Annotated in this window: 16 protein-coding genes, 1 tRNA gene and 2 pseudogenes; 12 read left to right on the top strand and 7 right to left on the bottom strand. The window is 56.0% G+C overall.

What is annotated here, in order from left to right:
- Positions 1 to 32: 32 nt before the first annotated feature.
- The 4 genes and pseudogenes from O77CONTIG1_RS23330 to O77CONTIG1_RS05225 all read right to left on the bottom strand — a co-directional run.
- A pseudogene (locus tag O77CONTIG1_RS23330) lies at positions 33 to 287 on the bottom strand (IS1 family transposase); the annotation flags it as partial.
- Positions 288 to 312: 25 nt separating this feature from the next.
- Positions 313 to 1,373 (bottom strand): ISKra4 family transposase gene (locus tag O77CONTIG1_RS05235; protein ID WP_156434832.1). Its coding sequence is split into 2 segments (ribosomal slippage): positions 313 to 1,217 and positions 1,217 to 1,373, totalling 1,062 coding nucleotides; the frame shifts between segments, so codons are not numbered across the junction.
- Positions 1,374 to 1,817: 444 nt separating this feature from the next.
- Positions 1,818 to 1,932: pseudogene (locus O77CONTIG1_RS25370) on the bottom strand (IS1 family transposase); the annotation flags it as partial.
- A 185-nt stretch (positions 1,933 to 2,117) separates the two neighbouring features.
- Positions 2,118 to 3,068 carry a hypothetical protein gene (locus O77CONTIG1_RS05225; RefSeq protein WP_068508649.1) on the bottom strand — a complete coding sequence of 317 codons (951 nt, stop codon included), beginning with the start codon at positions 3,066 to 3,068 and terminating at the stop codon, positions 2,118 to 2,120.
- 317 nt (positions 3,069 to 3,385) lie between these two features.
- On the opposite strand from O77CONTIG1_RS05225, the gene O77CONTIG1_RS05220 reads away from it, so the two are divergent.
- The 3 genes from O77CONTIG1_RS05220 (at position 3,386) to O77CONTIG1_RS05210 (ending at position 9,038) form a co-directional block, all read left to right on the top strand.
- Positions 3,386 to 4,201, top strand: a complete 816-nt coding sequence (locus tag O77CONTIG1_RS05220) for a TerC family protein (protein WP_068508647.1) — start codon at positions 3,386 to 3,388, stop codon at positions 4,199 to 4,201.
- Positions 4,202 to 4,242: 41 nt separating this feature from the next.
- Positions 4,243 to 6,774 carry a U32 family peptidase gene (locus tag O77CONTIG1_RS05215; protein ID WP_068508645.1) on the top strand — a complete coding sequence of 844 codons (2,532 nt, stop codon included), beginning with the start codon at positions 4,243 to 4,245 and terminating at the stop codon, positions 6,772 to 6,774.
- A 677-nt stretch (positions 6,775 to 7,451) separates the two neighbouring features.
- Positions 7,452 to 9,038 (top strand): DUF3370 domain-containing protein, encoded by a 1,587-nt coding sequence (locus O77CONTIG1_RS05210; protein WP_084782223.1) that lies wholly within the window; start codon positions 7,452 to 7,454, stop codon positions 9,036 to 9,038.
- Between the two features lie 57 nt (positions 9,039 to 9,095).
- Here the strand turns inward: O77CONTIG1_RS05210 and mutL are convergent, their stop codons facing one another.
- Positions 9,096 to 10,829 carry a DNA mismatch repair endonuclease MutL gene (gene mutL / locus O77CONTIG1_RS05205; protein WP_068508643.1) on the bottom strand — a complete coding sequence of 578 codons (1,734 nt, stop codon included), beginning with the start codon at positions 10,827 to 10,829 and terminating at the stop codon, positions 9,096 to 9,098.
- A gap of 299 nt (positions 10,830 to 11,128) precedes the next feature.
- Between mutL and O77CONTIG1_RS05200 the strand changes: the two genes are divergently transcribed.
- On the top strand, positions 11,129 to 11,491 hold the full coding sequence (locus tag O77CONTIG1_RS05200) for an STAS domain-containing protein (RefSeq protein WP_068508638.1): 363 nt from the start codon (positions 11,129 to 11,131) through the stop codon (positions 11,489 to 11,491).
- A gap of 115 nt (positions 11,492 to 11,606) precedes the next feature.
- Positions 11,607 to 12,335 carry a photosystem II biogenesis protein Psp29 gene (gene psb29, locus O77CONTIG1_RS05195; RefSeq protein ID WP_068508636.1) on the top strand — a complete coding sequence of 243 codons (729 nt, stop codon included), beginning with the start codon at positions 11,607 to 11,609 and terminating at the stop codon, positions 12,333 to 12,335.
- 173 nt (positions 12,336 to 12,508) lie between these two features.
- Here the strand turns inward: psb29 and O77CONTIG1_RS05190 are convergent.
- Positions 12,509 to 12,582: transfer RNA gene (locus O77CONTIG1_RS05190), tRNA-Pro, on the bottom strand.
- A 547-nt stretch (positions 12,583 to 13,129) separates the two neighbouring features.
- Between O77CONTIG1_RS05190 and O77CONTIG1_RS05185 the strand changes: the two genes are divergently transcribed.
- The 4 genes from O77CONTIG1_RS05185 to hisB all read left to right on the top strand — a co-directional run bounded on the left by O77CONTIG1_RS05185 (position 13,130) and on the right by hisB (position 15,949).
- Entirely contained in the window at positions 13,130 to 13,651 is a 522-nt protein-coding gene (locus tag O77CONTIG1_RS05185; protein ID WP_068508634.1) for a hypothetical protein, read from the top strand.
- 12 nt (positions 13,652 to 13,663) lie between these two features.
- The gene (locus O77CONTIG1_RS05180; protein WP_068508631.1) at positions 13,664 to 14,260 is read left to right on the top strand and encodes a hypothetical protein; all 597 of its coding nucleotides are present in this window, start codon (positions 13,664 to 13,666) and stop codon (positions 14,258 to 14,260) included.
- A gap of 57 nt (positions 14,261 to 14,317) precedes the next feature.
- Positions 14,318 to 15,196, top strand: a complete 879-nt coding sequence (gene lipA / locus O77CONTIG1_RS05175; RefSeq protein ID WP_068508628.1) for a lipoyl synthase — start codon at positions 14,318 to 14,320, stop codon at positions 15,194 to 15,196.
- A gap of 111 nt (positions 15,197 to 15,307) precedes the next feature.
- A complete protein-coding gene (hisB, locus tag O77CONTIG1_RS05170; RefSeq protein ID WP_068508626.1) occupies positions 15,308 to 15,949 on the top strand; it encodes an imidazoleglycerol-phosphate dehydratase HisB in 642 nt (213 codons plus the stop codon).
- Here the strand turns inward: hisB and alr are convergent.
- A complete protein-coding gene (gene alr, locus O77CONTIG1_RS05165) occupies positions 15,927 to 17,141 on the bottom strand; it encodes an alanine racemase (RefSeq protein ID WP_068508624.1) in 1,215 nt (404 codons plus the stop codon). The two genes, hisB and alr, sit on opposite strands and share 23 nt — an antisense overlap.
- Positions 17,142 to 17,232: 91 nt before the next feature.
- Here alr and O77CONTIG1_RS05160 point away from each other — a divergent pair, with 91 nt between their 5' ends.
- From O77CONTIG1_RS05160 to corA, 3 genes are all read left to right on the top strand, one after another.
- The gene (locus O77CONTIG1_RS05160; protein WP_068508623.1) at positions 17,233 to 17,730 is read left to right on the top strand and encodes an HNH endonuclease; all 498 of its coding nucleotides are present in this window, start codon (positions 17,233 to 17,235) and stop codon (positions 17,728 to 17,730) included.
- Between the two features lie 462 nt (positions 17,731 to 18,192).
- A complete protein-coding gene (locus O77CONTIG1_RS05155; protein WP_068508621.1) occupies positions 18,193 to 19,461 on the top strand; it encodes a DHH family phosphoesterase in 1,269 nt (422 codons plus the stop codon).
- Positions 19,462 to 19,717: 256 nt separating this feature from the next.
- Positions 19,718 to 20,944: a magnesium/cobalt transporter CorA gene (gene corA, locus O77CONTIG1_RS05150; RefSeq protein WP_068508618.1), complete on the top strand. Its 1,227-nt coding sequence runs from the start codon at positions 19,718 to 19,720 to the stop codon at positions 20,942 to 20,944.
- Positions 20,945 to 21,017 lie beyond the last annotated feature (73 nt).

Here is a 21,017-nt window from a genome sequence, read left to right as displayed (position 1 = left end):
TCAGTTGTTTGCTCTCGTTGCAGTTTCTCTCGAATCTTTTGGTTGTAGTGATGGATGAAGTTCCAAATCGCCCCAATGTGATTTTCGAGCTTCTTTGAAAATGACAAACTCCGTCGCACTAACCGGGAGATGCGCTGGCGCAACGTATTATTTAATCGCTCAATATGACTCGTTAAACCCGAATCTTTATCCACTGCAAAATGCCGTTTACTGGGCAGTACACTCCTATAAGCCTCCCAATGGTCGGTGTAAATCCGTGCATACTGACGGTATTGACGAGGTAGAGACGAGTGCATCCCAATTTTGCAAGACTCATGTTGAGAATTGCCCATTGAGGTAGGCACAACGTTGCTTCAGCACCTGCGGAACGTTATCTTTGTCCCACTGCGCCCCCGATATCTTGATTCGCCGCCCAAGTTGTTTAACGGTCGATTCAATTGCCCCGGAACCAATGGAGACTCCTTCAGCTTGATAGTAGCCATAATTGACAATCCGCTGTCGATGCTTGTTAAGGTAGCTAACGAAATTCGTAACCCGCTCGTGTTGCCAATCCTCAAACTGTGCAATTGCGCCCTCGACATCGCCTTGCCACAAACAGGTTTCCACGGCATCTAAACGTTGCACAGAACCACCCACTTTGCCCAAATTCTCAACCAAGTGATACCAGTCCAAAATCTCCCGTCTTTGGGTCTGGTTGCCAATCTGGGTGTAGACATTCCAGATCCCATCATGCCCATCTCCAATACAAGTCAATGGGTCAGATAAAGACTGAACATTGACCCAGTTGACCAACTGCTCATTGTCTTGAAAGAAGGCAGCAACACAGGACTCGTGCAGATTCACTGCCTTGTAATCTCGCCATTCACTCGGTTCTCCTTCGGGTGTTCGCAATCGCACTTTACCTCCATCGATACTCATCTCCTCAACCGTTTCTTCCACTTGCGGTAACTCAAAGATTTGACGATGCACTAATCGCTGTTGAGTACTGTGAGAAACCTTTATCCCAGTCAACACTTCAATGTCTTCTGCCGCCCGCTCATACGATTCATTGGCACTCACCAACAAACAACACCGCTCCAGGTAAGGACTCCATCGTGTGTACGCTTTCACCTCCAGAATTTGAGCTTGTTTCTCACTCACTTGCAGTTGTCCAAGGATGCTCTCGATGCGACGCTTTCGTCCACTTGTCGTGCCGCTACTTGTTGCAATAAAAAATCCCCGATCTCTGGGCTGACATGTTCGAGCAGATGTCCTCGCACTGCCGCCTCAATCCCTGCCAACGTTTTCACTTGCTCTGGGTCAGTTTCCTCGTATAGCAGAGCGGCAAGGGCACGAGCATGGGCTTGGATTTGGGCTTTTTTCTCAGCGTCCATGACAGGTATCGGGTAAAAGTACAATACTCAAAGTTTATCGCTATCGCCAAAGTCTAGAACTAAGCACTTTTACTCATCGCAAAAGTGGGATGCACTCGGTAGAGACTGCCATAACGCTTGTGCCGATTGAGCAGAACGGTTTCCCACATGACACCCGATAATTTCACGGCTTGCTCTATCAATCGCCAGCCAGCCCCAGTGTTTGTTTCCCTTCTCATCCACAAATGAGCACAACTCATCCATCTGCACCACCAGTCGGCACGTTGGTTTGGCAACCACCTCCGCTTGCTGAGGTACCTCGGCATAGCTAGCATTCACGTACTGTTGCAACCAACTCTCGGACAATTGCAGACCCGGGCAATGCCAGAAGGGGAATGCGTTCGAGCAGCATGCAATCAATCAGCGCACAGGTGTCCTTGTCTTTCGGTTTCCATTGAGGATTCTCCACAAACTGACGACCACAATCGCGACATTTATAGTTTTGTTTGCCCCGACGAGTTGTGCCATTTTTCATGATGTCATCGGAATCACAGCTCGGGCAGAGGAGATACGGCTTCATGATGGATCAAGTTCGTGAGTGGGTACACAATCAGGGCTGCTCTATGATATCGACTCCTAATTTTCTCCGTCCTTTATTAAAAGGCACTACCCTAGCGGATATTGCACCGTAGCGAAGCGTTCGAGTTGAGCGGCGATCGCATCTAGAGACATCAGAGGATTAAGCAGAGGATGAAGCGCTGTGGGTCAGGGATTGGGCTGAGACTTGAGAAAATCCAGAAAGTCGTAGAGTTCGGTTTCGTTGAGTTCCTGGCGCGATCGCTTACTGTAGGTGGCTTTCAGGTGTTCGCGGCCGCGTTTTGCGTCCCAGCCCAGGCGGCGCAGTTCTACATCGGTTTCAGCGAGGATGTCGGAAAAGTCAATGGCAGTCGGAGCTGGGTCGGGCGGCGCGGGTTCGGGCGCGGGCGACGGACTGGTGGATTTTTTGCGAGAGGGTTTGGCGCTGATCTGCGAGGCGGGCTTAGTGATTTGGGATAAATCAACGGGTTCGGAGGCTTCTGGAAAACCGTCGTCAGATGCGGAAATATGGGCGTAGAAATCTGCCACAACGGGGCCGGGGTCTAGCTCGTCTTCGGGCGGCAGGGGCGGGTCAGTTGGGTCGGGTTTGTCCCAGTCGCTTTCAGTCGGGAGTATCGCCGCTTTGGTCGCAGGGTCACTCGCTGGGGCAATCGGCGGCACGGCAGAAACAGTGTTATCCACCGGTGAACTGGCGCTGGGCAAAACGCTCGGTGAGCGATTCCAGGGTGCATCCATCGGTGCAGATCCAGGCGTGTGCCCAAGGTTAGTTTCGCCAACTTGCCCGCCAACTTGCCCGCTAGCTTGCCCAAATGTCTGGACAGAGGCAGTCAATCCGTCATTCATGCCCAATCCATACAGCCCTAGCGCCCGGAGCGATCGCCCCAGCGCCCGATCTTCTGCGTCTTCGAGACTGGTGCTTTCGGCCAACCCTGTGGCCAGCGTCAGCCCGCCCATCACTACGCTAGCCCGCACAACATAGCGACTGTTTTGCACGGTCAGCAGGTCGGCAATCAGTCCGGCGGCCGGGTATGTAGCCCGAAATTGCGCCAGTAGCGCGGGCAAATTCTCAGACCAGTTTTCAGGCAAATTTTTAGCAGAATCAACAGAAAAAGGCGACATGACCAACAACTTGAGGGAACGCTCGGAAAAGCAGTGTAGCAGCGGACGGGTTTGCAGGCGTGCGATCGCCTCCTCACCATACCCGGATTTCAGCCTAACGAAGCGAGTTGCGTTGGGTTCTATTTTGCTCAGCAGGCAACACTACTGGGATCTATCACGGGAATTTTCTGAGAGGGAGATTTGGGCTTAAATTCGATATGCTGTGAAGGATACGGTTTGTCCAACTTGCGTCCCACTGCTGCCGTTTTGCGGGTTTTTGCAGGTTTTTTGCTGAGATCATTACTGTTTGCGTTGCTGTTTGCCTAGAGATTGCCGCCATGCTAGATAGATTGCTCGACTTGTCTCCCAACTTGGGCGTAGACACGTTCCTTCTGCTGACGGTGCTAGTCGCGCTTGAAACGCTGCTATCAGCCGACAATGCGATCGCGCTGGCAGCCATCGCCCAAGGGCTAGACGGCAAAAAAATGCAGCGAGACGCGCTGAATTTTGGGCTGGTTGTGGCGTTTGTTTTCCGCGTCATTCTAATCCTCACAGCAACCTGGGTGATCCGGTTTTGGCAGTTTGAGCTGGCGGGTGCGCTCTATTTGCTCTGGCTCGTGTTCAAGTATTTCACCTCCGATGAAACAGAGGACGGCGAACACCATCACCACGGGCCGCGTTTCACATCACTCTGGCAGGCAATTCCGATCATCGCTGTGACCGATCTGGCGTTTTCGCTGGATAGCGTCACTACGGCGATCGCCCTGTCTCAAGAAGTGTGGCTGGTGCTGACGGGTGGGCTGATCGGCATCATCACGCTGCGACTGCTGGCGGGGCTGTTTATCCGCTGGCTGGATGAATATATGCATTTAGAAGACGCAGGCTACATTACCGTGGGGCTGGTGGGGCTGCGCCTGCTGATTAAGGTGTTTAACGATAGCCTGGTGCCGCCGCAGTGGGTCATGATTTTGGTGATTGCGCTGCTGTTTGCCTGGGGCTTTTCGGAGCGCAAACCAGAGGCGATCGCCGCTGAGGCTGGCTCTGCGCCCCGTGTCGAAGCCCATACTCCACCCGATGTGCCTCCGCTCGAAGTTCCTTCTGCGGCCAAGCCAGAAGCTGATGAGCGCGAGGCGCAAGAGATTTCTGTCGATTGAGCCGCCGATTAAGCCATAGATGGCCCCTAAGCTCCAGCCTTATGGATACTCTTTTGTCTTCGAGTCCGATGGCGATCGCCCGTCCGCGCTGTCCCGAATTGCTGGCTCCGGCGGGAAACTGGGATTGCGCCCGTGCTGCGGTCGAAAACGGAGCCGACGCAATCTATTTCGGGCTGGATCGGTTCAACGCGCGAATGCGGGCGCAAAACTTTACCGAAGCTGATTTGCCAGAATTGATGGCATTTCTACATCGGCGCAGCGTGAAGGGCTATGTCACGCTGAACACGCTGGTCTTTCCGGCAGAACTCGCCGAAGCCGAGCAGTATGTGCGAACCATGATCGCAGCGGGGGTGGATGCGGCGATTGTTCAAGATATCGGCATTTGCCGCCTAATTCGCCACCTGTCGCCCGACTTCCCCATCCACGCCTCTACGCAGATGACCGTCACCAGTGCTGCCGGAGTCGAGTTTGCCCAGGCGCTGGGCTGCAACTTGGTGGTGCTGGCCCGCGAGTGTTCCCTCAAGGACATCCGCAAAATCCAGCAGCAAATGGGTAATCGCGCTGTCGCCATGCCGCTCGAAGTTTTCGTTCACGGGGCGCTGTGTGTTGCCTACTCTGGGCAATGCCTCACCAGCGAATCCCTCGGTGGCCGCTCTGCCAACCGGGGCGAGTGTGCCCAGGCCTGTCGAATGCCCTACGATCTCATTGCAGACGGGCAGAAGGTGGATTTGGGCGATCGCCACTATTTGCTCAGCCCGCAGGATTTATCCGGACTCGATGTATTGCCCGACCTAGTGGCCACAGGCGTAGCCTGCCTGAAAATCGAAGGTCGCCTGAAATCGCCAGAATACGTCGCCAACGTCACACGGGTCTATCGCAACGCGCTCGATCGCGTTTGGCAGATGGTCTCAGAGCGCCAGAGCGATGAATTTGCAGAACGCCCCAGCGCCTCATCTCCTGAAGACCGCTACAACCTTGAAATGGCTTTCTCTCGCGGCCTCTACACGGGATGGTTTCGCGGCATCAACAACCAAGAACTTGTCCATGCGCGATTTGGCAAAAAGCGGGGTGTCTATCTGGGCGAAGTGACCCGCATCCGCAATGAGCGAGCCATGATAAGGCTCCAGGCTCCGCTAAAACCGGGCGATGGTGTGGTGTTCGACAGCGGCCACCCCGATGCCCCGGAAGAAGGCGGCCGGGTGTATTCCGTCGAAATGCAGGGTGACGAAGCAACCCTCACCTTTGGGCGCGGCGCGGTGGATTGGCGGCGGGTGCGCGTGGGCGATCGCCTCTGGAAAACCAGCGACCCCGACCTCGATCGGCAGCTTCGGCAAAGCTACGCAGGCGACACGCCCAGGTTTCAGCAGCCCATCTCGATCGAGGTGCATGGCGACGTGGGGCAGCCGCTAGTGGCGATCGCCCGCGATGAGCAGGGCCACATCGCCCAGGTAGAATCGGAACTGCCATTGGCGATCGCCCAAACCCAACCCCTCACCACCGAACGACTGCGGGCGCAATTCGGACGGCTTGGCAACACGCCCTTTTGCCTTGGCTCCCTGCAAAATCACTTGGGCAACGCCACCATGCTACCCATCCGCGAACTCAACCGTCTCCGCCGAGAACTCGTCGCCCAGCTCGAAGCCCAGCGCATCCAGCCAAAACCCTGGCATCTCAACCCCCACGCCACCCTGCACACCCTCCTCCCTCCCCTTCCCGCCCGCTCCCCTGTTCCCCCCAGCCTGATCGCCCTCACGCGCACCCTATCTCAACTGCAAGCCGCCCTCGATGCAGGAATTCAGACGCTCTACTGCGAATTTGAAGACCCGCGCAGATACCGCGAAGCAGTCGGGCTAGTTCGGAGTCACCCCAGCTCTGACTCCCTGGAAATCTTCGTCGCGCCGCCCCGCATCACCAAACCCGGCGAAACCTGGATCTTGCAGCAGGTGCAACGTGCCCAGGCAGACGGCTATCTGGTGCGAAACTACGACCATCTCCAGTTTTTTGCCGACCAGCGCTGCATTGGCGATTTCTCGCTGAATGTGGCAAATGCGCTCTCTGCCGACTATTTCCGGCGGATGGGGCTGGAGCGCCTGACGGCCTCCTATGACCTCAACCTTCAGCAGCTTGAGGGGCTATTGACCAGTTGCCCGCCTGCCTGGTTCGAGATTACGATTCACCAGCACATGCCGATGTTTCACATGGAGCATTGCGTCTTTTGTGCGTTTCTGTCAGATGGCACCGACTACACAAACTGCGGTCGCCCCTGCGAAAAGCATGAGGTCAAGTTGCGCGATCGCACGGGTGTAGAACACATCCTGCAAGCCGATGCGGGCTGCCGCAACACCGTGTTTAACGGCACCGCCCAAACTGGCGCAGAAGCAGTTCACCGCCTCGTGCAGCTTGGGGTGCAGCAGTTTCGTCTGGAATTTCTCGATGAAACGCCCGCGCAGGTCACTCAGACAATCCGGCGATATCGAGCGTTGCTGAATGGAGAGCTGGCCGGGGCGGCCCTGTGGAAAGATCTCAAGCTGCGAAATCAGCTCGGCGTGACGCGGGGCACCCTCAATTCCTAACCGGTTGCTTTTTGACGCGAATTCCCCTTGATTCCCAGGCTAGTTTATGAATTTTTGATGAACTTATGCCTTCTTTCCTGAAAGGAGGCATAAACCTCGACCAGGCATAAAAAAAATCCTGGATCAACTCCCCTAAGATTCCTTCATCTTGTATCAATTTCCCGTATAGTTTTGACAGGGTTTCCAAGCTGAGACATGAGGCACATGTGTCTTCTGGTCAATCTCTGGGTAACCTGATTGAGGAACCGCGACCAGCAGCTTATGCCCCCCTTGCTCGCTGTCACGACTTCCGGGTGTGCCCTAGTTGTGAAAGTAGTGTGTAGTGGTTTGGAGTGATATGGTGAAACGTTGCGTTATGAGACGTTGCATTGTGGAACACAGTCAACCCTCCCTTCCCCTTGGGACTTTTTTACAGATGCGCTTTTGACTCTGGTAAACCGCTGACCGCCAGAAGACGCGGCTCAGCGCGATAGGCGGACTAGCACATCCGCTTTTGAGGATGAAGCGCACTCCTCAGGTGCTTTTGCCAAAAGTAAAAATTGGGGCTTTTTGGGTAAGTTCATTCAATCTGCTCAAGCTCGACATTTCTGCTTGAGCTGGCCCTGATTTGTCCTGTTACTTTTGCCCCTCTCAGGGTGATTTGGAGTCTTTTAGATTTGGGTTTCTCGCAGGTTCTCATGCTTCCATTTTTGACACTGTTTCCCCTTGCTCAAGCCACCCCAGCCGAAATCTATATACCCGAACCGCCGCCTACACCCCGGCTCAGCCATGTGGTCGAAGCTCAAGAGGTGCGCCCGCTGCCAGGACAACTGGATTCAGTTCCTGTGTTTAACAGCAACAGTCCAGAACTGGTGCAGCAGGAAGGCATTTTGCTATCAACTTTTCCGCCGCAGGGGATGCGCGTTCCATCTGCTCACTTGAACTATGCCTTTGAAGGGCGCTTTGACGTATTCGCTCACCACATTGCCAAAGGGCGCACGCCAAACGATGTACGGACGCTCTATATCGGTCTTTTAGCTTATAACCCGTCCGATCGCCCGGTGACGATTCAGGTTCATCAGTCTGCCAGTTACCTGAGCCAGGAAGCCCCTTTCTACGACCTGCCCTCCTACGTGGCAAACGCCGGGCCCACAGTGTTTGCAGGGCCGGGCAGTCGCACGATGGGCGACATCTTGCGAGGGCTGAGTCAAGCCATTTTGCCGGAGCGGGTCACGATTCCACCCCGCTATGTGCAACTGCTGCTAAACGAACCCATTCCCCTGCGGAGCTTGCAGTCGTACCGTAATCGTGAGCCGTTGCCTATTGTCGATCCGGAAGATATGGGGCTAGACGCGGCAGAGGCAGCCGATGTGGTGCAAAACGGTGAGGCGCGTCGCCCGGCTCGTCCATCCAATGCCAATCTGCCCATCAACGGGCGATCGGCGCTGCTGCATTTGTCCAGCGATGGCCCTGTGCATCTGGCAAGTTTGGGCATGTTTGCCAGAGTGAATGGCAACGGCACCGAGCGATCGCCCCGCATGGAGGAGTGGCTGGCGCTCTTGCAGCAGGGCGATGTGGCCGGCCCGCGCGATCGCATTCCCACCCCCCCCAACGCCCGCCAAATTGGTCGGTTCTATTACAGCCGGGTGTCTGGCGTGTCGCAAGGCTCTCGGTGGGATGCCGTGCTGACGGATGGCGATGGGGTGGATCACTTGACGATTCCCCAGCAGGGTGGGGCAATTTCCTACGCAATTAGCACGGTCGATCGGCACACGCTGGGCACTGGGCAAATTCAGAGTGCGCCCATGCTGGTTCGCTACCCAGACACCGCCTACCGGGGACATGGCAACTACGGGGTTCGATATAATCTGACGCTGCCGCTGTATAACAACACCAACCAAGAGCAGACCGTGGCGCTGCTGTTCCAAACGCCAATGAAGGACGAATCGCTGCGGGGTCAGGCATTGCGCTTCCTGAATCCGCCCGATCGCCGAGTGTTTTTCCGGGGGACGCTGCGGCTGCGATATGTCAACGACTGGGGGGTGACCCAAACTCGCTATGTGCATGTGGTGCAGCGGCGAGGGCAGCAGGGCGAACCATTGTTGACGTTAAACCTGAGACGGGGCGATCGCCGTCAAGTGCAGGTTGAGCTGGTCTATCCGCCCGATGCCACGCCCCCCCAAGCGCTCACCATTCAAACGCTGGCTCCAGGGCAAGTACCTCGGACTGCGCCGCAAGAAGAAGGCAGCACCACCGTCACGCTGGACGCATCGCCACAACCATAGGCGAGCTTGTGGAGCGAGCATCGCGCTCCCTACCTTATAAATTCCCCTTACCTTCTTTCAAATCCCGTGACTCTTGCCAATCACCCAATGCCGTCTGAAAAAGCGCGACAGGCTAGATTCTTGCAGCGACAGGCAAATTGGGCGACCGTGGGGGCAGGTGCGCGGGTTGCGGGTCTCCTGCCAGCGGTCGAGCAGGGTTTGCATTTCGGGCAGCGTCAGGGGGGTTCCGTTGCGGATGGCCGTGCGGCAGGCCGTCGCCACTAGCGCTGTCTCCAAATCACCGCCCAAGCTTAGTTCCAGCAGGGCCGCTGCACAATCTTCCCGCTGCGCCAGCGGAGCCGGAGCCGTGCGGACGGCCCACAGTGTGTCCCCGAAGGGTTCCACCGTCAGCCCAATGCGAACGAGTTGTTCGACCTGGACTGTAGAGAGGTTGGGCAATAGGGCAGGCGGTTCGAGGGGCACGACTATCCAGCGATCGCACAATTCTTCATACAGCACCCGCTCATGGGCAATGTGCTGTTCGATCAGCCAAATCCCTGCGGGGTGTTCCGCCAGGATGTACATATTGTGAACCTGGGCGATCGCCCGCAGCGGAGTGGGCGCGGCATGGGGCGGGAGCGCAGGCGCGGAAGATTCCTCAGGAGATTCCTCACCGATGGATTCATTTGGTTCGCCCAGTCTGCCCAGCGTATAGCCCCCACCAGACTCGGCAGTCCGCAGCACTTGCCCGATGCGCTGGCTGTGGGCAGTGTCGCTCAGGCTATTGGCATGAAGGCTGAGGGCGTGGGCGATCGCCTCTTGTACCTGTGCTTGCAGCCTGTCCAGTTCCTTCAGGTAAATCTCGGCTTTGGCGGGGTGGCGATTCCAGTCAATTTGCTCTGGCGGCAGGTGCAGATGCAGAAAACAAACTGGATGGCGATCGCGCGGCAGCGTCCGGCGAAACGCACCCAGGATGGCTTGTTCCAGTTCTGGAACCTGAACAACCCGCCCATTCACGGCCACCTTGACCCAGTCTGGACGGCGGCGATGGCAGCGGTCGGGTAGACCCAGCAGGAGTGTGGAGCGCGAGGGATCGAGCGTTCTTACGTCCCCACTACGCCCATCCGCTCCCAACTCAACCTCCACCAAATCCCCCGGCTGCACGTCGCGCAAAATTTGCGGCAAGAGGTATCGCGCTGACTGGCTAGCCCACAGGCTAAACCAGGAGCGATCGCCCTGCTGCACCACCCACGTCACCTGCGGATGACCCAGCGCCAGATGATAGACCATCTGCTGGATGGCGCGGAGTTGTTGGGTCATCGGCGGCAATCCCTCGCGGCGGGGCAGCCAGTTGCCAAACAGGTGCGAAACCGTGACCACTGTGCCAGGGGCGATCGCCACCGTGGTTTCCGACACAGGGTGGCCTTGGCGGTCGTAGCGCACCCACCAGCCTTCCGTCGAATCTGCCAGACGGCTGCCAATTTCCAAATCGGCCAATTGCGCCAAACTGTGCAGCGCCTCACCCCGAAAGCCCAGGCTGCGAATCTTCCACAGGTCTTCGCTAGCGTGAATTTTGCTGGTGCTGTGGGGCGCGGCCGCTCGGCGCAAATCAGCATGGCTCATGCCGCTGCCATTGTCCGCCACGCGCAGCGACCACCGCTCGGGCCATACGGCAATGCTGACGTGAGTTGCGCCCGCGTCCAGCGCGTTTTCCGCCAGCTCTCGCACCACTGCCCCCAGCGAGTCGATCACCTCGCCCGCCGCAATGAGATTCACGACTGCGTCCGAAAGGGGCTGGATGGATTGCGTCATCCGGTTTGGTTGGTTAGGACAGAACCCCTAACATTCTGCCTAATTTTGCAATCTACAGGTCAACTCTGACCTAGACTTGCCCTGCTAAGCGGACGGGTGGCGGCGATTTTGCATAAGTTCTTGCCTTGAAGAAATATAGTCTACTGAAACTTAAACCCAGCGTCGGCTATTGTAAACCTGATGGCGTTTCCTGACCGAATCAAGTTTTCTCGTAGATTGTTTGGCCAGGGTAGCTTCCTGGGAACACTGGTAGAAACTTTTACAAACCTTTTGGACAACGGGGAGACTGAAGCAACACTATGGAGCAGCGGACACACACCACTCCAGACGGGAAAACGGTCATCGTCCTGATGCCCACCGGACGCTTGGATATCACGACGGCCTGGCAGTTTCGCCTGAAGCTGCAAGAGTCGATTTCCCGACTCAGCCCCCACATTGTCGTGAATTTGTCACAGGTAAACTTTATCGACAGTTCTGGCCTCACGTCGTTGGTGGCTGGGATGCGCGATGCTGACAAAGTGAAGGGCAGCTTCCGAATTTGCAACGTCCACCCCGAAGCCAAGCTGGTATTTGAGGTGACCATGATGGACTCGGTGTTTGAAATTTTTGAAACCGAGGAAGAAGCGCTAGAAGGCGTGCCCCGCAGCGTGGTTACGGGCTAACGGGTCAGACAGGGCAGATAATGGGCGATCGCCCCAATGCTGCCACCTCGTGTCCCATCGCGCCCCATTCCTCCGCGATATGGGATAATGGGATCACAATAATTTAAGACTTCCCGTGAACGACGTTCGCACTGTTTCTGATACCAAGCGTGCTTTCTACAGCCTGCACACGCGCCCGATTAACTCGATCTATCGGCGCGTAGTGGAAGAGCTAATGGTAGAAACGCACCTGCTGATGGTCAACGCTAACTTTCGCTACGACCCCGTGTATGCCCTGGGCGTAGTAACGACCTACGATCGCTTCATGCAGGGCTATCGGCCTGAGCAAGATCAGGTGTCAATCTTCAACGCGCTGTGTCAGGCGGTCGGCGGCGACCCGCAAGTCTATCGGCAAGACGCAGAGCGTTTGCTTGCAGAGGCAGCCCATCTTTCACCAGAGGATGTGGTGTCTAAGGTGCGAGAATCAACGGAACCGACGGATGGGTTGGTCGGCGTGCTGCGCGGTGTGGCGAGCAATCCAAACTTTAAGTACAGCCGCCTGTTTGCCATTGGGCTATATACCCTGTTGGAACAGATGGACAGCGACATGATGAAGGACGAAGCTCGCCGAGCAGCGGTGCTTCAGTCCCTTGGTGATGCACTGAACCTATCTGCTGACAAAATGCAGAAAGATCTGGAACTCTATCGCAGCAACTTGGACAAGATGACCCAGGCGCGGGCCGTACTGGAGGATATTCTGAAGGCAGACCGCAAGAAAAAAGAAGAACGGGCGAAGGCTAAGGAAGAGAAGCCTGGCGACGAGGCGATCGCCACTCCACCCAGTTCGCCGTCTGAGCCTGGCTGAGGGTTGTCGTAAAATCTCTGAAAAGGCGGTGCTGACCTACAAACCCAGCGCCGCTTTTTAGTTGGAGGCTTGGCGCAAAGGGACGATCGCGCTCTATCAGCACGCCTGAATGCGGAAGATTAAACCGCTATCTCAGCTCAATCTAGCCAGAGCGCTTGAGATCAATCTAAAAATCGGGATGAAAGGATTTGAACCTTCGGCCCCCTCGTCCCGAACGAGGTGCGCTACCAAGCTGCGCTACATCCCGATACAGCATTTTTGAAGCTAGTGAGGCACGTGGATAGTCAAGAAGCGTTTGCCTCATCAGGACTGTGCGCGCCTCACCCTGCAAGAAAATGCTTTAGTGAAGTTCACTTTGAATATTCTATCCTATCACAGCAAGTTCTGGCTCGATTTGTAAAACTCCTATCGGACTGTTCTGTTCATGTTAAGCAGCCTGTTAAGGCTACGGTTTAGAGCAGTTCAGTTTGTCCAAGTCAGGGAATACTTAGATTATCCAGTCGGATGGGACGCTGACGCTAAAAGATCTGAAGAACAGTTCAGTTTGTCCAAGTCAGGGAATACTTAGATTAGGATTAGACTGAATATTATAGATTAGATTGAATATAAATTTACTGAGTCAAGCGCGACGATTGATAAGGTGACCTATGCCAATGCGTAGATCGGATCGACGGGATGAGTCTTACGAAAATTCGCTTCGTCATCCTAAATCTAAATCGAAAGAGCCGCTGTCTTACCACGAGCTAAAGGCAAGTTTATCAACCGTTCGCGCAAATCTTAGAGAGGCAGAAGGCTTGGCCCAAGCAGAAGCTCAAAAGGCAGCGCAGAATCACCAGCTTTTCTTAGAAGCGCAACAAAAGTATCAGTCTACGCTGGCTCTTTACGAAACTGCTAAAACGGAAGCGGAGTCGTATTTGACTCTGTACAACCAGGAGCAGGCTAGAAGTGCTGAGTTATTGACTCAGTATGAAGCGGCAAAGGCGGAAAGCCAGAAATATTTGGCGTTGTATTCAGAGGTAGAAAGCCAGCTCAAGCTTGAGCGCCGTTCAAAGGCAGGAATCAAAAGCTGGGAGACTCGCCGCAAGCGAGAGAATGAACGCCTAAAGCAAGAAATTGAGGAAATGGCAACCATTCTGCGGGAGTCTATGTCTAGAGAGGAGAATGCTCTAGCCAGTCTGGATGCGATCGCCCAACGCATGGATCGGATTCAAACGCTCATCAATTCTGCTGAGGAGGACTCACCTCAAGATCCGATCAGCCTGCTGCAAAAGTTTCGGCGCATTTGGCAAGCCGTGAGAGAAATCCTCTCACAATAATTTTTTGCTGTTATGAGCAACGATTCCACCCCAATTCAGCCGACCGTGATCTCTTCCTCCAGCAAAGATGATTCGATGGGCGATCGCATTCGAGAGCTGACCCAAAAACTTCGTCAGGAGCGAAACGTACAGATCAAAGCCACTTCGCGCCTCTTAGGAGCAGCAGCCCAACTGGCCGTTAAGCACGACCGCCTCATTGACGAAGTGGTAGAGATGGTCGAAGAAGACTTGACAGCCCAAGAAATCGCTACCCTAAAAGTTCAGCCCGAGCAGGCTTATTCTGCTGAAAAACTCAAACAGCAATTTCCCTCCCTCGAAGATGCAAAAGCCTATTTCAAATTGAAAGCACGTGGTTGGGAAGCACTAGCCGCCAAACTAAATCAAGCATCAGCCAAACCGCGACCATCTGCCCAACCCAGTCTGCCCCAGTCTGACCGAGCAACCCCAAAAGCCAAACCCCTTCCTAAAGCCGCAGGGCATGAGGTGCATCAACGGCTCGCAGCAATTGAAACTGAAATCCAAGCGCTGCATATAGAGTACCAAGCAATACGTACGGACTTAGGTCAAGTTCTGGGCTTACTTCACCAGCTTCTACAAAAGCTGCCTTAGCGCTCTGATGCTTTGAGATTTTATAATTCAAGTGCAGTGTGATTTGGGCAACAGCGCGTGACGGTCAAGCTAACGAAACCAGACTGGCTGCGGGTAAAAGCGCCGCAGTGGGAACGAGTCGGAACGGTCAAAGAAATCCTGCGGGACTTGGGGCTAAACACGGTCTGCGAAGAGGCCTCCTGCCCCAACATTGGCGAGTGTTTTAATGCGGGCACGGCGACGTTTTTGATCATGGGGCCCGCCTGCACCCGCGCCTGCCCCTATTGCGATATTGACTTCGAGAAAAAGCCAAAAGCGCTTGACCCGCAGGAGCCAGAAAACCTGGCCGAAGCCGTGCGCCGCATGAAGCTAAACCATGTGGTGATTACCTCGGTGAACCGGGACGACCTGCCCGACGGCGGCGCGGCCCAATTTGTCGCGTGCATCGAAGCGGTGCGGCGGGTGTCGCCCCAGACGACGATTGAGGTGCTGATTCCCGACCTGTGCGGCAACTGGGAGGCGCTGGCGCAGATTCTGGACGCTCGTCCCGAAGTGCTAAATCACAACACCGAAACCATTCCTCGGCTGTATCGGCGGGTGCGTCCGCAGGGCGATTATGCCCGCACGCTGGAGTTATTAAGGCGATCGCGCGAACTGGCTCCCTCAGTCTACACCAAGTCGGGCATCATGGTGGGCTTGGGCGAAACGGATGAAGAAGTGCGCCAGGTGATGCAGGACTTGCGCTCGGTGGATTGCGACATTCTCACGATTGGGCAATATCTCCAGCCCAGCCCCAAGCACTTGCCGTTGCAGGCATTCGTTACGCCGGAACAGTTCGATGCGTGGCGCGTGGCGGGCGAGGCCATGGGCTTTTTGCAAGTCGTGTCTTCGCCGCTGACGCGCAGTTCCTACCACGCAGAGCAAGTGCGGGAGTTGATGCGACAGAATCCACGGTGATCCGGTGTTGGGGGTTAGGGGTTAGGGTTAGGTCAGGAGGCAGGGCGATCGCTCATTCACAGCCTCAGCTTTTGGGATAATAGCTAGAGATCTCGTCTCACAGGATTCTTCATGCAGACCCGCGAACCCGTAACGGTTACTCCGAATTCGTCCAGCATCACGAGCGATCGCACTGCCGCTATCAGCCGCACCACCAAAGAAACCGACGTACAGGTGAGCCTGAACCTGGACGGGCAGGGGCGCTGCGTAGCGCAAACGGGCGTGCCGTTTCTCGACCACATGCTGGATCAGATTGCGTCTCACGGGCTGATCGACCTGGAGGTGCGGGCGACGGGCGATGTGCATATCGACGACCACCACACGAATGAAGACGTGGGCATTACGCTGGGCATGGCGCTGGCTAAGGCGTTGGGCGATCGCAAGGGGATTCACCGCTTTGGGCATTTTGTCGCGCCGCTAGACGAGGCGCTGGTGCAGGTGGCGCTGGATTTTTCCGGTCGTCCCCACCTCAGCTACGGGCTGCAAATTCCTACGCAGCGCGTCGGCACCTACGACACCCAGCTCGTGCGCGAGTTTTTTGTGGCCGTCGTCAACCACGCCCAGATCACGCTGCACATCCGCCAGCTCGACGGCATCAACTCGCATCACATCATCGAGGCGACGTTCAAAGCCTTTGCCCGCGCCCTGCGGATGGCAGTGGAAGTTGACCCGCGTCGGGGCGGAGCCATCCCTAGCTCGAAGGGCGTGCTGTAGGCTGCTGGGCGCTGTGGGCAGGCTGCGATTGGTTAATGGTCAGCCGGGGCAGGCGATGCTTGAAGCTGCACAAAATTTCCCAGGAAATCGTGCCGAGAGTTTCCGCCCAGTCGTCGGCGGAGATCCGCGCCTGTCCGTCTTGCCCCAGCAGCGTCACCACTTCGCCCTCTTGCAGGTTGGGAATGGTGCTGACATCTAGCATGAGCTGATCCATTGTGATTGCACCGATTTGGGGAACGTGCCGTCCCCGCACCAGCACCGTCATCCGGTTCGACAGGTTGCGCGGCACGCCGTCGGCATAGCCGATCGCCACGGTGGCAATGGTCATGTCTCGCTCGGCAATGAAGCGATAGCCATAGCTGACACCCGTTCCAGCAGCGATCGCCTTCACCTGCGTCACCCGCGCCTTCACCTGCATCACCGGGCGCAGGTCGATGCCGCTGGCTAAATGCGGGGCGGGGTAGAGTCCGTATAGCCCCAGCCCGACGCGCACCCGATCGTAGTGCAGCGCCGGATCGGCCAGCGTCGCCGCCGAGTTAGCCAAATGCAGCTTGGGCGGATTGACCCCTGCCTGCCGCAACTGGGCGATCGCCGCTTCAAAGCGCCGCTGCTGGAGCCGCATCACGGTTTCATCGGGTTCATCCGCTGTTGCCAGGTGAGAATAGGCGCTGGCGATGTGCAAGTGCGGCAACCCCTGCACCAGTTGCCCAAACGCCGCTGCCTCTGTCCAGGGCGCACCCAGCCGCGACATCCCCGTATCCAGCTTTAGATGGACGGGCAGCGGCTGCCGTAGATTCAGCTTGCCTGCGGTTTCTGAAAAAATCAGCGCTTGCCGGGGGGTGCAGAGCGTCGGCTGGAGCCGCCAGCGGGCGATCGCCTGCACCTGTTCCGCCGTGTTCGTTGCGCCCAGCACCAGGATCGGCGCTTGAACGCCCGCCTCCCGCAGCTCAATGCCTTCGGGAATCGTGGCCACGCCCAGCCAGGTTGCTCCGGCTTGCAGCGCGGTTTGGGCGATCGCCACGGCCCCATGTCCATAGGCATCCGCCTTTACCACTGCCATCAGTTCCGTCCCCGCTGCCAGCCGCGCCTGCAACTGCTGGACATTGTACGCCAGCGCCGATAGGTCAATCTCCACCCAGGCCCGTTCCCGTTGCATCGGGATTAGGCTTGGCGTGTGTTCCCAGCTCAACATGCCTCACTCCTCACACTCTCTCTGGCCAAGTGCTAACTATGCTAGTATGCGTGTTAACATCCTTTAAACCTTTCTATAAATCCAGCCATCAATGGGCAAGGTTCTGGTTCTCAACGCCTCGTATGAACCGCTTAACATCACCAGTTGGCGACGCGCAGTGATCCTGCTGATTAAAGGGAAGGCGGAGCAAGTTGAGCATAATGGCAAGCTTGTATACGACAAATTTCCCCTGCCGACGGTGATCCGATTGCGCCACTACGTCCGAGTTCCCTATAAAGAAATTCCGCTGACTCGCCGCAACATCCTCCACCGAGACAGCCACTCCTGTCAGTATTGCGGCTATACGGGCGACGAACTGACGCTGGATCACGTCCTGCCCCGATCGCGAGGGGGCGAAGACACCTGGGAAAATATTGTGACCGCCTGTGTCCGCTGCAACGTTAAGAAAGGAAGCCGCACGCCCAAAGAAGCCAGTATGATTTTGCGTCGTCCACCCCATCGCCCCCACAGCGGGCTGTACTTTGAAGTCACCAAGCACATAAAAAGCGGTGTGCATCAAGAGTGGCAGAAGTATGTCATCGGCATATGACCCCTGTGCGGCGATCGCGCGGGGGTTTTTGCTTGGGCGATCGCCCCAAGCTTTGGTTCACAAGGTTTTTTGGGTTTTTGGGTTTTTGGGGTTTTAGAGCCACCTCTGGCGACAGGTCGGGAAATTGGCCCTGGGTGGACTGCGAAGCAATGCTTTTTTTGTCATGATCGAAGCAGAAGAACGAAACCCACCTCTGTGAGACACTCTTTACGGTTTAGCAGGGTAGGTCTGAACAGGGCGAATTGCCTGAGGCATCGTCTGGGGGATAAGCGCAGCGACGAAAAGACTCCCCGGCGATCGCCGACTCGGTTGACTAGGGGTGCAGCCCTCCCATACGGTGGATCTAAGCCTCGCAAGGGACTATGGCAGCCCGTGAATACAACCTGAAAGTGAACCTGTGAGCGCAACTTAGTATCTTTTTTTGACATCTTTTGACATCTTTTGACATCAATTTCTAAAGCCATGCAATTGAATTCAGTTCCTTCTCTAGATGTACTGCCGACAGATGTAGGATCTGGTTCGGTTGCCTTTGGTGCGGGCGATCGCCCCACAACAGACAGCGACGACCCCTTTCAACGGCGAGCCGACTGGACGCTCTCAACTCCTCAAGGGCGACGGCTAACGGAGCAAAAAACCACCGCATTGCGACAGCTTTTGGAGCAGCATCGGGGCGATCGCCAACTGATTATCCTGCAAGACTTTCCTGACCCGGATGCGCTCTCTAGCGCCTGGGTCTACAAGCTCATCGCCGACCAGTTCAACATTCGCTGCGATATTGTCTACGCAGGCACCCTCAGCCACCAGGAAAATATTGCCCTTGTGCGGCTGACAGGGTTGCCCGTGCAGCGCTGGAGCTATCAAGCTGCCAAGGAAAAAGACCTCTCGGTCTACGGCGGCGCAGTGTTTGTAGACAACCAAGGCACCACCACGCAGTTACTGCCGCTGATTGAGCATCTCAAGATTCCTGTGGCGGTTGTGATTGACCATCACAGCTTGCAGAGCGATCTCCACGCCGAGTTTTCCGACATCCGCCCCCAAACCCGCGCCACAGCCACCATCCTGACGCAATACATTCAGTCCGGCATGGTGCGACTGGACACCAGCAATAACGAGCATGTGAAATGTGCCACGGCGCTGATGCACGGGCTGCGCTGCGATACCAATCGACTGATGCAAGCCCAAGAAGAAGACTTTCTGGCGGCCGCCTACCTCAGTCGCTATGCCGACGCGCAACTGCTGAATGCGGTGCTGCAATCTTCTCGCTCAAAGCGGGTGATGGATGTCATCGAGCGATCGCTCCGCAACCGCATCCTCCGCAACAACTTCTCAATTGCTGGGGTCGGCTACTTGCGCTACGACGACCGCGACGCAATTCCCCAAGCAGCCGATTTCCTAGTCACAGAAGAAAACGTCCACACGGCGGTCGTCTACGGCATTGTCCACGACGAAGACGAAGACCTAGAAATCGTTATTGGCTCCCTCCGCACCAACAAACTAACCCTCGACCCCGACGAGTTTATCAAAGAAGCCTTTGGGCAAGATGCCCAGGGAAGATACTTTGGCGGCGGGCGATCGATGGCAGGCGGCTTCGAGATCCCGATGGGGTTTCTCTCTGGGTTCAACGAAAACAGCGACTACACTCGCCTCAAGTGGGAAGTATTTGACGCGCAGCTCAAGCAAAAGCTGCTGCGGCTGGTCAACCCCGAAGACGAAGTAATCCGCACATCGTAGGGGTTGGCGGCAACGCGCTTAAGCTAATCTATACCCCGTTGAATAAAATCACCAGGGATCTGGGCAGCTTGGTTTTCAATTCTGCCCCCAACCCCCCATCCATGCCAGAGGCTACGCTACAGGCACGCAGGCAGACCTGGAGTATGCTTGACACAGCTTCTTCTTGACTTCTTCTGGTAACACCGGATGACGCTGGCCCGGGTCTTCCCGTCTGCCCCCGTTCAGCAGTCAGATCCCAATGCTTAGGACTAAATCTATGGCAGCCAAACCCTCCAGTTCTCATGCAAAACAAGCCCATAACAGGGTGGAACAACCGACGGCCGAGGCACTCTCCCGCGCCTTCTTTGTCGAGGGTTTGACCGATGAAGAAGAGGACGATAACCCCTACCTAGAATATTCCTACCATGAGCCGGGTGCCCTACCAGGAACGCTCACCATTGAGGACGACGCACCGCCCCCCGTCATTACCCTGATTGACTATTGCGAAGACAGTGCAACTCGGATTCCTATTAACGAACCAGAAGAAGCGATTCCCTACCTGGATGCCGACTCAGTTTCCTGGGTAGATGTCAAAGGACTGGGCAGCGAAGACGTGCTCAAGCGCCTGGGCAATATTTTTAACCTGCATCCGCTCGTTCTAGAAGATATCGTCAACGTGCCCCAGCGTCCAAAAGTCGAGGAATATGGCGACCAACTGCTGCTCATCACCCGCATGGTGACCCTAAAGGACAGCGGTCGCGGCTTTTTCACCGAGCAGGTGAGCTTTATTCTGGGGAAAAACTATCTGCTGACGGTGCAAGAAGAGCCTGAATACGACTCCTTCGGGCCAGTGCGCGAGCGTATCCGCCTGGGAAAAGGCACCATCCGCAGTCGTGGAGCAGATTACTTAGCCTACTGTTTGCTCGACTCGATTGTGGACGGCTTCTTTCCGGTGCTAGAAACCTACGGCGAGGAGCTAGAAGAACTAGAAGACGAGGTCGTTGCAAAACCCGTTCGCACAACTCTAGAAAAAATCCACACGCTCAAGCGAGAATTACTTAACCTGCGTCGCTCGATCTGGCCCATGCGAGATGCCATCAGTGCCCTCATCCGCGATGGCGAAGACCTGCTTCAGGACGAAGCACGGATGTATCTGCGAGACTGCTACGACCATGCAGTGCAGGTGCTGGACATGGTGGAAACCTACCGGGAAGTAGCCTCTAGCTTGATGGATGTCTACGTGTCGTCTGTGGGCAACCGCATGAACGAACTGATGAAGCAGCTCACGCTGATTTCCTCCATCTTCATTCCGCTAACGTTTATTGTGGGAGTCTATGGCATGAACTTCAATCCTGATGCTTCTCCCTGGAATATGCCCGAACTGAACTGGTACTGGGGCTATCCGTTGTGCTGGGGCATCATGCTGCTGACCTCGGCGGGGCTGCTGTTTTATTTTTGGAAGCGCGGCTGGTTTGAAAATTATTCAGGAATCCGGGAAGACTAGCGCTGGATTTGTCCGTTTGGTTGAACTGCTGAGCAAACAGTTTACAATCTCTGCGTGCCCAGTTCTTCAAGCT

This window comes from Leptolyngbya sp. O-77 (assembly GCF_001548395.1).
Lineage (GTDB): Bacteria > Cyanobacteriota > Cyanobacteriia > Elainellales > Elainellaceae > Thermoleptolyngbya.
Note: the sequence above shows the minus strand (reverse complement) of the source record. Positions and strands in the feature narration are given on the sequence as shown.

Bases quoted from the DNA above. Each gene is read 5' to 3' on its own strand.
- O77CONTIG1_RS05225 (WP_068508649.1), bottom strand. From the start codon at position 3,068: ATGTCGCCTTTTTCTGTTGATTCTGCTAAAAATTTGCCTGAAAACTGG.
- O77CONTIG1_RS05220 (WP_068508647.1), top strand. From the start codon at position 3,386: ATGCTAGATAGATTGCTCGACTTGTCTCCCAACTTGGGCGTAGACACG.
- O77CONTIG1_RS05215 (WP_068508645.1), top strand. From the start codon at position 4,243: ATGGATACTCTTTTGTCTTCGAGTCCGATGGCGATCGCCCGTCCGCGC.
- O77CONTIG1_RS05210 (WP_084782223.1), top strand. From the start codon at position 7,452: ATGCTTCCATTTTTGACACTGTTTCCCCTTGCTCAAGCCACCCCAGCC.
- mutL (WP_068508643.1), bottom strand. From the start codon at position 10,829: ATGACGCAATCCATCCAGCCCCTTTCGGACGCAGTCGTGAATCTCATT.
- O77CONTIG1_RS05200 (WP_068508638.1), top strand. From the start codon at position 11,129: ATGGAGCAGCGGACACACACCACTCCAGACGGGAAAACGGTCATCGTC.
- O77CONTIG1_RS05180 (WP_068508631.1), top strand. From the start codon at position 13,664: ATGAGCAACGATTCCACCCCAATTCAGCCGACCGTGATCTCTTCCTCC.
- hisB (WP_068508626.1), top strand. From the start codon at position 15,308: ATGCAGACCCGCGAACCCGTAACGGTTACTCCGAATTCGTCCAGCATC.
- alr (WP_068508624.1), bottom strand. From the start codon at position 17,141: ATGTTGAGCTGGGAACACACGCCAAGCCTAATCCCGATGCAACGGGAA.
- O77CONTIG1_RS05160 (WP_068508623.1), top strand. From the start codon at position 17,233: ATGGGCAAGGTTCTGGTTCTCAACGCCTCGTATGAACCGCTTAACATC.
- O77CONTIG1_RS05155 (WP_068508621.1), top strand. From the start codon at position 18,193: ATGCAATTGAATTCAGTTCCTTCTCTAGATGTACTGCCGACAGATGTA.
- corA (WP_068508618.1), top strand. From the start codon at position 19,718: ATGGCAGCCAAACCCTCCAGTTCTCATGCAAAACAAGCCCATAACAGG.